Source organism: Georgenia sp. H159, from assembly GCF_035607575.1.
Classification (GTDB): Bacteria; Actinomycetota; Actinomycetes; order Actinomycetales; family Actinomycetaceae; genus Oceanitalea.
Window position 1 is genome coordinate 457,900 of the sequence record NZ_JAYDZY010000006.1, and the last position, 12,763, is coordinate 470,662.

The following is a 12,763-nucleotide window of genomic DNA, read 5'->3' on the forward strand; positions in this document are numbered from 1 at the left end:
AGGAGATGGCTCCCACCATATCCGCCGACCGGGGGCGCCAGGGGCTCCGCGCGGCACCGTCGTGGCACGGGCGGGTCACTCACTGCGCGGCAGCGGCGCTTTTCACCCCTCTCGTCCCGAGCTCACGCAGCACGCGCCGGGCCGTCGTGATGCCGGTCTCGATCGCGCCGTCGACCACGACGCCGTTCCAGCCCTTGGCGATGTCCGCACCGGCGAAGTAGAGCCGGGTGTCGGTGTCGTGGAAGGTGCTCCAGCCCTCGATGAACTGCCCGGACTTGATGGTGGCCCAGGTCTGACCGCTCCACCGGTCCGCGCACCAGTCGTGCCCGTCGCTGTCGACCACGGTGAGGTCCGGGCGCCACTGGTGGACGACCTGCTGCACGTGGGCGGTGTCGTGCAGGTCGATCGTCGTGTGGTCGGGCCCGAAGCCGACGAGGATCGTCGTCCCGTCGTCGAGGAAGTACTCGCTCTTCATCATCGCGATCGGGCTCCCCGTCGGCGCGGTCGCGATGAAGTTGTGGTGCCCCTCGACCTTGATCCAGATCTTGAAGCCCGTGCTGTTGGTGCCCTCGGCGACGACCTTGCGCATGGGGGCCGGCAGGTCGGGGGTGAAGCCGACGTAGCGCAGCGCGCCGATCGGGATCGTGACGATGACGGCGTCGGCCTCGCGGACCGAGCCGTCCTCCAGGGTGAGGCGGACGCCGTCGTCGTCGTGCTCGACGGCGGTCACGGGGCTGGACAGGTGGATCGGGCACCGCAGGTCGGCCGCGATGTTCTCGTACAGGCCGCGCATGCCGTTGCGCAGCTTGAACTTCAGTGTCTGCTCGTCGAGCAGGGAGAGCCGGTGGTCCGACAGCGCCGCCCAGTGCTTGGCCATGAGCGGTGACGCGGTGGCGGTGTAGCCGTTGTAGCCGGCCGACCAGTACGCGTCGCAGACGTCGATCTCCTCCTGGGAGAAGGTGCCGTCCCGCAGCGCGTCGAGGACGCTACCGTGGTCGGCGGCGCGGAAGCGCTCGGGCACGTCGTCCGGGCCGTCGTAGTCCGCGCTGAGCACGTGCAGCGGGTCGTGGGGGTAGGGGAAGAACTCCTCCGAGCCCTCGAAGATCTTCGCCTGGGGACGGGCCAGGGCGGCGTCGAGGTCGGCCTCGGCGCCCTCGCGCACCTGCCCATCGGCGATCCAGTATGCGCGCTCGTAGTCGGGGCTCGGGTAGATCTCCTGCCCGTACCGGGCGATCTCGGTCCACACGAACGGCTGCATCCAGTGCACCCAGGTTGCCCCGAGCTCGAGGGTATGGCTCATCCGCTCCTCCGTCCACGCTCGTCCGCCGATGCGGTCGCGCGCCTCGAAGATCTCCACCCCCACCCCGGCGGTTTGCAGCTCACGTGCGGCGACGAGGCCGGCGAAGCCGGCGCCGACGATGACGACCTTGGCGGGCATGGGACTCCGTTCGGGGGTTGGGGGACGGTCAGCCGACGTCGGCGTCGCGCAGGGCGGCGAAGACGTGCGGCCTGGTACGACGCAGCACCTCGCCCCAGACGAGGCCGACGACGCCGGCCCCGAGGATGATCGCCGGCATGACGACGACCAGCGGCGAGGGTCCCTCGGCGCCGATCATCACGTCGAAGTTCACGAGGATGAGGGCGAAGACCGTGCCGAGGCCGAGTGCGGCAAGGGCGGGTGCCCAGAGCCGGACGAGGGCGGGGTAGCCGCGGTTGTCGCGCCAGAAGTAGGCGATGACGGCGATCGAGGTGATGAACAGGAGGAACACGAGCCCGAAGGCGCCGGCGTTCGTCAGCCAGGTGAACATCGTGACTACCGGGAAGAGCGGGCCGAGCTCGGACCGCGCGCCGACGACCGCGAAGATGACGATGAGGGTCAGCGCGAGGGCGGACTGAGCGATGGAGCCGGCGACGGGCGCGTGGTTGCGGCGGCTCGAGGAGGCCAGGACGTGGGGCAGCACCCGGGCGCGGCCGAGGGAGAAGAAGTACCGAGCAGCGGCGTTGTGGAAGGCCATGAGCGCCGCGAACAGGCTCGTGACGAACAGGACGTTGGCGATGTCGGCCAGCAGCACCGTGCCCTGCTCCTCGAGGAAGACGAACATGAGGTCGGGGCCGTACTCCTGGGACAGCGGGACGACGTTCGACACCCCGACGCCGACGGCCAGCGCCCACGCGGAGAAGGCGTAGAACAGGGCGATGATGCCCACGGCGATGAAGGTGGCACGCGCGACCGAGCGCCGGGGGTCCTTGACCTCCTCGCTGTAGATCGCGCCGGACTCGAAGCCCATGAACGCTGCGATGCCGAACGCGAGGACGGCACCGATCCCGTGGGTGGCCCAGTTCTCCGGGGCGAACGGCTCGGCGCCGACGCCCTCCGGGGCGACGACGAAGGACACGACATTGACGGCGATGACGACGGCGAACTCGAGGACGACGACGACGGCCAGCACCTTCGCCGACAGGTCGATCTTGTTGAGGCCGAGCCAGCCGACGACGACGAAGCCGACGAGCGCCGCGGCCCACCACGGGACGTCGACGTCCGTCTTCGCCGAGACGAACGAGGCGAGCGCGAACCCGAAGATGCCGTAGAGGCCGACCTGCATGGCGTTGTAGCTGATGAGCGCGAGCATCGAGGCGCCGATGCCCTGCCGCACGCCGAGCCCCGCGCTGACGTAGGCGTAGAAGGCGCCCGCATTCTGCACCTGGGCGCTCATCGCGCCGTAGCCGATGGCGAAGACGACGAGGATGAGCCCCAGCGCCAGGTACCCGACGGGCACGCCGGTCAGGCCGGTGACCGCGAAGCTCGTCGGCGCGCCACCGGCCACCACCGTCAGCGGGGCAGAGGCGGCGATGATGAGGAACACCAGGTGTGGGACGGTCAACGTTCGGCGTGCCAGGCCCGCCTCGGTGGACAGGTCCTGGGTACTTGTCGTCGGTGACGTCGTCATCGGGTCACGCTCCTTCAGGTCTCGAGCCTCGTCGTCGAGTACTCGTTGCCCCCGCGTGCAGACCTTACGGACCGTACCGGGGCCGCGGAACGGGATGCATGAGCCAGACCACACTCCGACAAGCGATCTGCGTGATTCGACAAGGTGGGCAAAGACGCTGCGTGCGATATTCGCATACCGAGCCGCAAATCCAATACGATATTGGAGCCGAGTGGCCACGGAGAGACGTCAACGATGAGCGATACGCCCGCGGGCACCGCCCAGACCCTGTCCCGGGGCCTGCGCGCTGGAGACTCTGTGCGCCCGGCCGTCGCCGATGCGGGTGGGCGAGGTCGCCGCGGAGCTCGCGGTCCACCGGTCCGTCGCCTACCGGCTGCTGCGCACCCTGGAGCACCACGGCCTGGCGAGCCGCACGGAGGACGGGTACGTCCCCGGGCCCGCGCTGCGCGTGCTGCTCGAGTCTGCCGAGCAGCCGCAGCAGCGCAGGGCGATGCCGATCCTCCAGGGCGTCGTCGACGATCTCGGGGTGACGGCGTTCCTCGCCGTCGCGGAGCACGACCTGTGCGTCACCCGCGCCTTGGTCGAGCCGCGCAGCGACGGCGTCAACCTGGTCCAGCGCTCCGGCACCGTCCACCCGCTCACGCTCGGCGCGCCGGGGATCGCCCTGCTCGTCTCACTCGCGGACACCATGAGCGCCGCGCGGCTCGCGGCACTCGCCGGCGAGCGCCTGGCCTACGTCCAGGAGGCACGTGCCCGGGGCTGGGCCGTGTCGCACGACGAGGTCATCCCCGGCGTGCGTTCGGTCGCGGTTCCGGTCCGGGGGCCATCGGCTGGCCGGCCGCGCTCACCGTCGTCTACGGGGGTCGGCCCTTTCCCGACCAGGTGGCCGCCCAGCGGCTGCAGCACACCGCGCGCGAGTTCGCGGTCCTCACGCAGGCCTGAGGAACGCACGCTGCTCCCGGGCACCGCAGGTGCGGTACCCGGGAGCAAGAGCTGATCACTCGCTGGCGAACGTGTCCACGCACTCGATGGTCGCGTCGGTGTACTCCATGTCGGAATGCTCCTCCAGACCGGCGACGTACCGGTCCAGGACCTCCTGGGCGTTCTCCAGGCCCTGCTCGGTGGCGAGGTCGACCCACATCTGCTTGCCCTGCTCGCCGACCTGGCTCTGCCACTCCTCGGTGGCCTCCTCACTCCACCGGTCGAGCTCCTCGACGTCCGGGGAGTCGAGCATCTCCTGGCACTGTCCGGCCGCGACCTCGTTGAACGCCTCGATGCCGGCGCCGCTGTTGAGCTCCTCGGTGACCTGGTTGACGATCTCCTTGAGGTCGTCGGGCAGGCTGTCGTAGGCCTCGCGGGAGAACCACATGCCGAACACCGAGTACTGGCCGACGCCCGGGTCGGTCCAGTACGGCAGCAGCTCCATGAGCCGGTAGTTCACTGGGAAGTCGATGGCACCACCCACGCCCTCGATGACGCCGCGCTGGACGGCCTCGTAGGTCTCACCGGCGGTCGTGGCGACCACGTTCACGCCCGCGTCGCTGAGCACCTGCTGGATGATGGGGCCCGAGCTGCGGGCCTGCCACCCCGCGAGGTCCCCGACGCTCTCGATGGGCTCGTTGGAGCCGAACAGGAACCGTCCGGCCGGCCACGTGGAGATGTGGAACAGGCCGTTGTTCGTCATGATCTGCTGGGCCGGCTCGAACTCGGTGTGGATCTCGTGGATGGTCTGGGTCACCGCCGCCGAGTTCTGGCTCAGGAACGGGATGCTCACCATCGAGGTGGAGGGGAAGTACTGCGGGGTGTAGTCCGGCACGGTCACGCCGATCTGGGCGCGCCCGTCCCGCACGCAGTCGACGACCTCCTGCATCTTGCACAGGGCCTCGGTCGCGGTGCGCTCGAAGGTGATCCGGCCGTCGGTCTCCTCCTCGACCCGGTCGAGGAACCAGTCCTGGACCGCCTCGTTCGGGGTCCCGGCCGTGGCGCCGGTGGCGAGGGTGAACTCGAAGGTCTCCTCCGAGTCCCCACCCCCGGCGTCACCGTCTCCTCCGCCGTTGTCGCCGCCACCGCAGCCTGCCAACACGAGCGCCACGGTCGCCGCGACGCCTGCAGCTACGACGCGCGCGCGGGGGCGGCCGCGTCCTGTTTGCTGTGTGAACTTCATCGTTCTTCCTCTCGGTACGAACGCCTTCCGGCGTTTGGTCGAAGATGGGCGCGTACTCGAAAACCGCGGCCTCATCGCCCGTGTGCGTCGATCGTATGGGCGGGGGTCACGTCGCACTTGTGCCTAGGCGAACCGTTGTCGGTGTTTAACGAATGCTTAGCGCACCCCGCCGGTGACGTAGCCCCGCGCGAACTCGCGCTCCTCCCAGTCGGTCAGGTCCGGGTGCCAGTAGTCGGGCGGCACGGCGCCGGCTCCCAGCGGGTAGCGAGGAGGGAGGTCGAAGACGTGGCCGGACTCCGTGATCGTGAGCCCCGCCTCGAGAATCGCGTGCAGGCGCTGCGCCTGACCATCGAGGTCCCCGGGCATACCCGTGAGCCAGCCGAGAGGGGCGTGTACGTACACGCTGCGCGGCGGGCGCACCAGAGCCGTGATGTCACGCGCGCCGGCCAGGACCACGGTCGGGATACCGCTGGTCTCCACGGCGCGGGCGAGGGATCCGGCCGTCTGGTGGTCCAGCGGGCAGGCGGGCAGGAGGAGCACCAGGTCGGGGTCCCGGGCAGCGACCGCCTCCAGCAGCGCCGGGGTGAGCTGCTCCCGGACTCGCCGCTGGGAGTACACGGCCCCCATCATCGAAACCGCCGCCCCCGTGTCCGAGCCCACCAGGCCGTCCCGTACCAAGGCCCGCAGAGCTCGGTAGGGGAAGACCGTGCCGACGTCGGCCTGGGCGCGCTCCAGCTTGAACCCGAAATGCGCGATGCGCAGCCGCGTGGGATCCGCGTCCGTGGGCAGCACCCGCACAGTGGTGTCCTCCCGCACAGAGAACGGGGCCTCGTCCTCGTGGTGCACCCCGGCCAGGGTCACCTGCAGCACCCTGGCCTCCGGCAGCGGTGCGGTAAGCGGTGCCAGCGGGGGGGAGGTGTCGTGGCGCAGCCACCGGTAGGGCTCGTGGTCGGCGTGGTACTCGATCATGCGCCGGACGTACTCGATGGGCGCGGTCATCAGGTCCTCTGCAGCGTGCCATCCAGCCACCCGGTGTCGACGTCACCCACCGTCGACGGCTGCCAGCGCGGGTTGCGGTCCTTGTCCACGATCTGCGCCCGCACCCCCTCCTTCATGTCCGGGGTGTCGATGAGGTGGTTCCCGATGCGCAGCTCCATGCCGAGCACGGCCTCGAGGTCGTCCAGCTCCCGGGCACGGCGCAGGGCGGCCAGGGCGGTCACCACCGACGTGGGCGACATCTGCCCGATGAGCTCGGCAGCTCGCTGGGCCTCCGGCTCCGGGCGGGCCTGCAGTCGCGCGATGATCTCCTCGACCGTGTCGGCGCTGTAGCAGGCGTCGATCCACTCGCGCTGCTCGGCGAGCCGTGAGGCGGGCGCCGGCTCGCTGAACCGCTGGACGACGGCGGACGCGTTGCCCGGGTCGGCCGCGAGCGCCGCGCGCAGTCGGGGGAGCGTCTCGGACGCGATGTAGACGTCGGCGAAGCCGCACAGCAGCGCGTCTGCGCCGTTCATGTCCCCCGCCGTGAGCCCCAGGTGGGCGCCGAGCTCCCCGGGTGCGCGAGCCAGCAGCAGCGAGCCGCCGACGTCCGGGATGAACCCGATGCGTACCTCGGGCAGGGCCAGGCGGGAGCGTTCGGTGACCACGCGCGTGTTGGCGTGGGCAGCGACACCGATCCCGCCGCCCATGGTGATGCCGTCCATGACGGCCACGTAGGGCTTGGGGAACCTGGAGATCTTGAGGTTCAGCCGGTACTCGTGCTCCCAGAACGCCAGGAGCACCTCACGCGGCGCCGAGACCGTCATTGTGATGTCACCGCCCGCACAGAACCCCCGCTCCCCCGCGCCGTCGAGGTAGACCGCCTGCACGGACGGGTCCTGGGCGGCGTCGTCCAGTGCGGCCTCGAGGGTGGCGACCATCTGCGCGGTCAGCGCGTTGATCACCTTCGGACGGTTCAGCGTGAGGTGCAGCAGGCCGCCCTCGCGCCGGACTAGGACGTCGGTGTCGGAGGTGTCGGAGTAGCTCATCAGCTTGGTGTGGACCTTTCGTGTGGCGGGTGTCGGCGGGAGATTGTCTACGACGAGGGGTCGAACCCGGGCAGGAAGAGGGTGATGGCCGGTACCAGGAACAGCAGGGCGGTGATGGCCAGGTCGACGACGAACAGGGGCATCACGCCCTTGAACACCGTCTCGGGCCGCACGCCGGTGCTGCCGGCCACGACGAACACGTTGATGCCCACCGGTGGGGTGATCATGCCGAGCTCGATGAGCTTGACGATCATGATGCCGAGCCAGATCTCGCTGAAGCCGAGCTCGACCGCGATGGGGTGGAGGATCGGGACGGTGATCACCAGGATGGACAGCGACTCGAGCACCGTGCCCAGGGGGATCAGGCAGATGAGGAGCAGTGCCATGGTGAGCATGGCCGGCAGGCCCAGCTCCGAGACGAACCCGGTGATCGCCTCCGGCACCCGGGCCGCCACGAAGAAGGCGGACAGGACGGCCGAACCGACGATGATGAAGAACACCATCGACGTCGTGGCCGCGGTGTCCAGCAGCGCGTCCTTGACCTTCGCCGCGACGCCCTTGACGCCGTCCTTCCAGTTCTCCACGACGAGGATGATCACCGCCGCGATGGCGCCCATGGCCGCCGACTCCGTGGCGGTGAAGATCCCGGAGTACATGCCGCCGATGACGATGACGAAGAGGAGGGCCATGTAGACGACCCCGCGCCACGGCAGCGTGCGGAGGGTGTGCCGCCGCGGACCGTCCCCCGGGCGTTCGGCCGTCACCGTGTCCACGCCCGCGGAGGCGACGCCCCTGCGGCTCTCGCGTCCGGCAGCCACCTTGGCCGCGTCGTGGGCCCGGGAGACCGCGGTCGCGAGGTCGTCCACGTCGGTGGAGCGTCCGATCTTCCGCTGGCCCAGCACCATGACGTAGACGATGTAGGCGAGCGCCGAGAGCAGACCCGGGACGATGCCCGCGGCGAGCATCTGCGCCACGGAGGAGTTCGTCATGATCGCGTACAGGACGAGGAAGGTGCTGGGCGGGATCATGACGCCGAGCGTCCCCGCGATGGCGACGAGTCCGGTGGCCAGGCTCGCCGGGTACCCCATGGCGCGCATCTCGGAGACCGAGAGCTTGGACATCGTCGCGGCGGTGCCGATGCTCGACCCCGAGACCGCCGAGAATCCGGCACACGCCATGACGGTGGCCACGCCGAGCCCGCCCGGGGCACGGCGCACGAAGTGGTTCGCCACCGCGAACACGCTCTCGGCCACGCGGGCCTTGACCGCGAACAGCCCCATGAGGATGAACATGGGCACGATGGTCAGGCTGAAGCTCGAGGTGGTGGAGAACGGCGTCGAGCTGAGCACGCTCGTCGTGTAGTCGAACCCCCGGAGGAGGAAGAGCCCGAACGCGCCGCTGATGCCCAGGGCGAGGGCGACCGGGGTCTTGATGACCAGGAGGCCGACCAGCGCCAGCAGGGTGATGAGGATGATCGTCGAAACGTCCACAGTCAGTTGGTCCTGTTCTCTTCAGGGGTCCCCGCGACTGCCGTGCGGTGCGTCTGGGCGGGGTCCGGGGCGTCGTCGTCGACGTCCAGCGTGCGGTCGACGGTGACCGGGACCGTGGAGGTGCCATACGGCTCGCGCCCCATGGCGGAGCGCAGCAGGTTGGCGAGCGAGACGAGCAGCAGGGCGGCCAGGCCGATGACGATGACCCACCGCCACGGGTACAGCGGCCACTCGATGAGCCCGAAGCGAGACTCCCCTAGGGCCGTCGCTGCCCTGGCCCGCTCGATCGAGGCGTAGACCAGCCAGGCCAGGAAGGCGGTGGACACGGTCCAGGTGACGAGGTCGAAGACCCGGTTGACCCGGGGGCCGAACCGGTTCGCGACGAGGGTCACCGCGATGTGCTCACCCTGTATGCCCGCCCACGCCAGGCCGAAGAACACCGCCACGACCAGACAGGACTCGGCGAGCTCGAGCATGCCGGGCACGCTGGCCCCGGTGGTGAACCGGAACGTGACGTCCAGGGCGATCGCCAGCATGAGCACGATGATGCTCAGCGTGGCGATGATCGCGAGGACGATGCTCACTCCTCGCAGGGCTTTCTCCAACATCCCGCGTCCTTTCATCGGACTGGTGAGGACATGCTTGCTGTGCTGTCTACTCCCGATCGCCCGCCGGTGTCCGGCGAACGAGACGCGTTCAGCGCTGGGACCAGAACTCGTGCGCGCGGGTGTGGTCGACGTCGCCCAGCGCGTCGAGCGCGTCGCCGAGCGCGCCGGTGACGGCCTCGCACACCGGCGCCTCGTGCTCGACGGCCTGCTGCAGCGAGCGGGCGATGCGCACATCCTTCGTCATCAGCGGCAGGGCGAAGCCCGAGGCGTACTTGCCGTCGACGATGTGCGGGCCGAGCACGTGCGTGGTGACGAAGCTCTGTCCGGTCGAGGCGTTGAAGATGTCCACCATGACCTGCGGGTCGAGCCCGAACCGCTGGCCGGCGACGAGGGCCTCGGTGCTGGCGGTGAAGGAGGCCGCAGCGACGTAGTTGTTCAGCGCCTTCATGGCGTGCCCGCTGCCCAGCTTGCCGGTGCGGAAGATCTGCTGGCTCATGGTGTCGACCACCGGCACGGCGCGCTCGGCGGCGGCCTCGTCGTCGGCCCCGAGCATGATCGACAGGGTCCCGGCGATGGCGCGTTCGCGTGCACCGGAGACCGGGGCGTCGACCATCGACACGCCGTGGTCGGCCAGGACGCGACCGGTCTCCACGGTGTCGATGGGGTCGGAGGAGCTCATGTCCACGACGACGGCGCCGGGCTCGAAGGGGATGCGCAGGCCCGTGCGGGCGTCGTCCAGGAGGACGGCCTGCACGATCTTGCTCGTGGGCAGCATGAGGACGACGACGTCGCACCGGGCGAGGCCGGCGACGTCGGTGACGGGGGTGGCGCCGAGCTCGGCGGCGAGCTCGGCGGTGCGCTGCTGGTCGGCGTCGTAGACATGCAGGTCGACACCGCCCTTGGCGAGGTTGGTGACCATGGGTCCGCCCATGGTGCCCAATCCGATGAAGCCGACCGTCGTGGTGGCGCGCGTGATGCTCATCGCCTACTTCGCTCCCTTGCCGGTGCTCGCGGTGGCCTTCGTCGTCGGCCGGTCGGCCTCGCCGTCGAGGTCGAGCGAGAGCCCCTTCTCCTGGAGGATCTCCCCGAGCGCGCGCATGCCCTCGACGGCAGCGGGGATGCCGCAGTAGAGCAGGGAGTGCACGACGACCTCGCGCAGCTCCAGCGGAGAGACGCCGTTCTCCAGGGCGCCGCGGGTGTGGACACGGATCTCGTGCGGCTTGCCGGTGGCGATGAGCATCGCCAGCGTGATCTTGCTGCGGTCGGCCACGGACAGGCCCTCCCGCTGCCAGATGTCTCCGAAGCAGTACCGGGTGACGAAGTCCTGCAGCTTGTCGTCGAGGTCGGTGGTGTGCTCGACCTGGTCCTCGGCGCCGGCCGGGCCGAACATGGCGCGGCGCTGCGCCAGGCCGGTGTCGTACAACTCGTCACGGATCATCGTGCACCTCTCGTTCGTGTCAGCGGCTCCGGCGGCCCTCGTGGCGCCGGTGCGGCCAGGTCGCACGCGGCACGGTGCGGTAGCTGGCTCCACCGGCAGTCTTGCGGACACGGCTGTCGGGGGTCTTGTCCAGGGATGCAGGCTCCCCCGGCCATTGGTGAACGGTCAGCGCAGCGCGGGGTCGTCGCGGTGCCCGGCACCGGCGCCCGGAGCGGGTCCGGGAGCGTCCTGCGCGGCCTCGTAGCGCGACCGGAAGTCCGCTGCGGCGACGATGCCCTGCACCACGGTGCCGGTGGCGATGACGCGATCGCCGTGGTTGGTCACCGTCGTGCAGGTGAGGCGACGCGGTGCGTGCGCGGTGATGGTGGCCGTCACCCGCACGTGCGCCCCGATGGGGGCGGGCGCCCGGTGGATGACGTGCACCTCGTGGCCGGCACCGACCTCTCCCTCCTCCAGGTAGGGCAGCAGCGCCAGCCGGGCCGCGCGTTCCATCGTGCGAACCACCGACGGGGTCGAGTACACGGGGTGGATCATCTCCCCGTCGAAGGTCGCGGCGTCCTCGGGGCGGACGGTGTACTCGAGGGTGTGGGAGGTGCCGATCTCAGGAGTTCGCATGGGTCCTCTCGGGGGCTCGGGAGTCGTCGGGTGCGGGCAGCGGGTGGATCCGGGGAGCCGGCGCGGCGCTCCAGCCACCGGTGCTGTCCGGGAGCAGCGTGCGGCGGCTGACCAGATGGTCGCTGTGACCGGCCTCCGCCAGGCTCCACACCGGGCTGACGCAGGCATCCAGCGGGGCGAACACGCGCGCCCAGTGCGCGCGGGTGTGGGCAGCGAACATCTCGGCGAAACGTGCGCGCAGGGTCGGCCAGGTGGTCCGATCAGCCCGGTCCGGTAGCCCAGCCGGGTCCAGTCCCAGGCCGCGGACGAACGCGTCGTAGAACTGCGGCTCGATGGCCCCGACGGCCATGTACTCGCCGTCCGCGCACCGGTAGGTGTCGTAGAAGGGCGCCCCGCTGTCGAACAGGTTCGCGGCGGGCTCCTGACCCCACCGGCCCTCGGTCTGGAGGCCGCGGACCGTCTGCAGCAGCGAGCTGACGCCGTCGACGATCGCGGCGTCGATGACGGCGCCCCGCGCGGTGCGCCGCCTCTCGAGGAGGGCCGCCAGCACCCCGACGACGAGGTACAGCGAGCCGCCGCCGTTGTCCCCGACAAGGTTGAGCGCCGCCGTGGGGCGTGCGCCGTCGGTCCGGGTCGCCCAGAGGGCACCGGTCTCGGCGGTGTAGTTGATGTCGTGCCCGGCCCTGGCGGCCCGCGGCCCCGACTGGCCCCAGCCCGTCATGCGACCGTAGACGAGGCCAGGAGCCACCTCGGCGAGGTCATGCGGCCCGAGTCGCAGGCGCTCCATGACTCCTGGACGGAAGCCCTCGAGCAGCACGTCGGCGTCGCGGACCTCGTCCAGGAGGCAGGCACGCCCGTCCTCGGTCTTGAGGTCCAGCTCCAGGTGCCGGCGTCCACGCAGGATGGGGTTGCGCGGGTCACCGGGCGCACCGGGGCGGTGCACCCGCAGGACCGAGGCGCCGAGGTCGGCCAGCAGCATGCCGGCATGCTCGAGCGGACCGAGTGCGGCCAGCTCGACGACGCGCACACCCTCCAGTGGCCTCACTGCCCCTCCCCCTCGGCCGTGCGCAGGCGGAGCATCTGGGACTGCATGAGCGCGACCGTCCCGCGGGGCCCGGTGATCTCGGTGTCCACCAGCCGGGAGCGGCCACCGTCCCACCGCACGCGGGACCGAGCGGTCAGGACGTCACCCGGCCGGCCAGGGGCGACGTAGGTCACCGTTGCCGTCGTCGTGACCCATGAGCCGGTGCCGCTGCAGTTCGCGGCGATGCCGGCGCAGCTGTCGCCCAGGTGGTAGATGACCCCGCCGTGGCACACACCCACGCCGTTGGCGTCCTGCTCGCCGACGGGCAGCCGCAGCACGAGCTCCTCCTCGGTGGCGTCGACGAGCTCGACGCCCGGTTCGCGGGTGCTGGGGTCGCCGGCGAGGAGACGCTGCGCTCGCGCTCGTCGGGTGTCGGTGCCGACGGCGGACAC

13 protein-coding genes are annotated in these 12,763 nt (G+C 70.5%); 1 reads left to right on the forward strand and 12 read right to left on the reverse strand.

The window, feature by feature from the left end; genetic code table 11:
- Positions 1-79: 79 nt before the first annotated feature.
- Complete coding sequence (locus tag VR894_RS10310) at positions 80-1,438, reverse strand: NAD(P)/FAD-dependent oxidoreductase (RefSeq protein WP_324651295.1); 1,359 nt, start codon at positions 1,436-1,438, stop codon at positions 80-82.
- Positions 1,439-1,466: 28 nt separating this feature from the next.
- On the reverse strand, positions 1,467-2,948 hold the full coding sequence (locus VR894_RS10315) for an APC family permease (protein ID WP_324651297.1): 1,482 nt from the start codon (positions 2,946-2,948) through the stop codon (positions 1,467-1,469).
- 295 nt (positions 2,949-3,243) lie between these two features.
- Between VR894_RS10315 and VR894_RS10320 the strand changes: the two genes are divergently transcribed.
- Positions 3,244-3,945 (forward strand): IclR family transcriptional regulator, encoded by a 702-nt coding sequence (locus tag VR894_RS10320; protein ID WP_324651414.1) that lies wholly within the window; start codon positions 3,244-3,246, stop codon positions 3,943-3,945.
- On the opposite strand, the gene dctP is transcribed toward VR894_RS10320, so the two are convergent.
- The 10 genes from dctP to VR894_RS10370 all read right to left on the reverse strand — a co-directional run bounded on the left by dctP (position 3,946) and on the right by VR894_RS10370 (position 12,763).
- Entirely contained in the window at positions 3,946-5,031 is a 1,086-nt protein-coding gene (dctP, locus tag VR894_RS10325) for a TRAP transporter substrate-binding protein DctP (protein WP_324651299.1), read from the reverse strand. It lies immediately after the preceding gene.
- Positions 5,032-5,268: 237 nt separating this feature from the next.
- Positions 5,269-6,111, reverse strand: coding sequence for a hypothetical protein (locus tag VR894_RS10330; protein ID WP_324651301.1), 843 nt, complete (start codon positions 6,109-6,111; stop codon positions 5,269-5,271).
- The gene (locus tag VR894_RS10335) at positions 6,111-7,136 is read right to left on the reverse strand and encodes an enoyl-CoA hydratase/isomerase family protein (protein ID WP_324651302.1); all 1,026 of its coding nucleotides are present in this window, start codon (positions 7,134-7,136) and stop codon (positions 6,111-6,113) included. The genes VR894_RS10330 and VR894_RS10335 overlap by 1 nt, the downstream gene beginning before the upstream one ends.
- A gap of 47 nt (positions 7,137-7,183) precedes the next feature.
- Positions 7,184-8,626: a TRAP transporter large permease gene (locus VR894_RS10340; RefSeq protein WP_324651303.1), complete on the reverse strand. Its 1,443-nt coding sequence runs from the start codon at positions 8,624-8,626 to the stop codon at positions 7,184-7,186.
- A gap of 2 nt (positions 8,627-8,628) precedes the next feature.
- The gene (locus VR894_RS10345; protein WP_324651305.1) at positions 8,629-9,234 is read right to left on the reverse strand and encodes a TRAP transporter small permease; all 606 of its coding nucleotides are present in this window, start codon (positions 9,232-9,234) and stop codon (positions 8,629-8,631) included.
- 88 nt (positions 9,235-9,322) lie between these two features.
- Positions 9,323-10,216, reverse strand: a complete 894-nt coding sequence (locus VR894_RS10350; protein ID WP_324651306.1) for an NAD(P)-dependent oxidoreductase — start codon at positions 10,214-10,216, stop codon at positions 9,323-9,325.
- Positions 10,217-10,219: 3 nt separating this feature from the next.
- Positions 10,220-10,672, reverse strand: coding sequence for a carboxymuconolactone decarboxylase family protein (locus VR894_RS10355; protein WP_324651307.1), 453 nt, complete (start codon positions 10,670-10,672; stop codon positions 10,220-10,222).
- Positions 10,673-10,837: 165 nt separating this feature from the next.
- Complete coding sequence (locus VR894_RS10360) at positions 10,838-11,287, reverse strand: thioesterase family protein (protein ID WP_324651309.1); 450 nt, start codon at positions 11,285-11,287, stop codon at positions 10,838-10,840.
- Complete coding sequence (locus tag VR894_RS10365) at positions 11,274-12,332, reverse strand: CaiB/BaiF CoA-transferase family protein (protein ID WP_324651310.1); 1,059 nt, start codon at positions 12,330-12,332, stop codon at positions 11,274-11,276. The genes VR894_RS10360 and VR894_RS10365 overlap by 14 nt, the downstream gene beginning before the upstream one ends.
- The gene (locus VR894_RS10370) at positions 12,329-12,763 is read right to left on the reverse strand and encodes a PaaI family thioesterase (protein WP_324651311.1); all 435 of its coding nucleotides are present in this window, start codon (positions 12,761-12,763) and stop codon (positions 12,329-12,331) included. Before VR894_RS10370 ends, VR894_RS10365 begins: the two co-directional genes overlap by 4 nt.

What these genes read in the sequence shown, in the direction of transcription:
- VR894_RS10355 (WP_324651307.1), bottom strand. Translation starts at nt 10,672, where the DNA reads ATGATCCGTGACGAGTTGTACGACACCGGCCTGGCGCAGCGCCGCGCC.
- VR894_RS10330 (WP_324651301.1), bottom strand. Translation starts at nt 6,111, where the DNA reads ATGACCGCGCCCATCGAGTACGTCCGGCGCATGATCGAGTACCACGCC.
- VR894_RS10360 (WP_324651309.1), bottom strand. Translation starts at nt 11,287, where the DNA reads ATGCGAACTCCTGAGATCGGCACCTCCCACACCCTCGAGTACACCGTC.
- VR894_RS10335 (WP_324651302.1), bottom strand. Translation starts at nt 7,136, where the DNA reads ATGAGCTACTCCGACACCTCCGACACCGACGTCCTAGTCCGGCGCGAG.
- VR894_RS10315 (WP_324651297.1), bottom strand. Translation starts at nt 2,948, where the DNA reads ATGACGACGTCACCGACGACAAGTACCCAGGACCTGTCCACCGAGGCG.
- VR894_RS10350 (WP_324651306.1), bottom strand. Translation starts at nt 10,216, where the DNA reads ATGAGCATCACGCGCGCCACCACGACGGTCGGCTTCATCGGATTGGGC.
- VR894_RS10345 (WP_324651305.1), bottom strand. Translation starts at nt 9,234, where the DNA reads ATGTTGGAGAAAGCCCTGCGAGGAGTGAGCATCGTCCTCGCGATCATC.
- VR894_RS10310 (WP_324651295.1), bottom strand. Translation starts at nt 1,438, where the DNA reads ATGCCCGCCAAGGTCGTCATCGTCGGCGCCGGCTTCGCCGGCCTCGTC.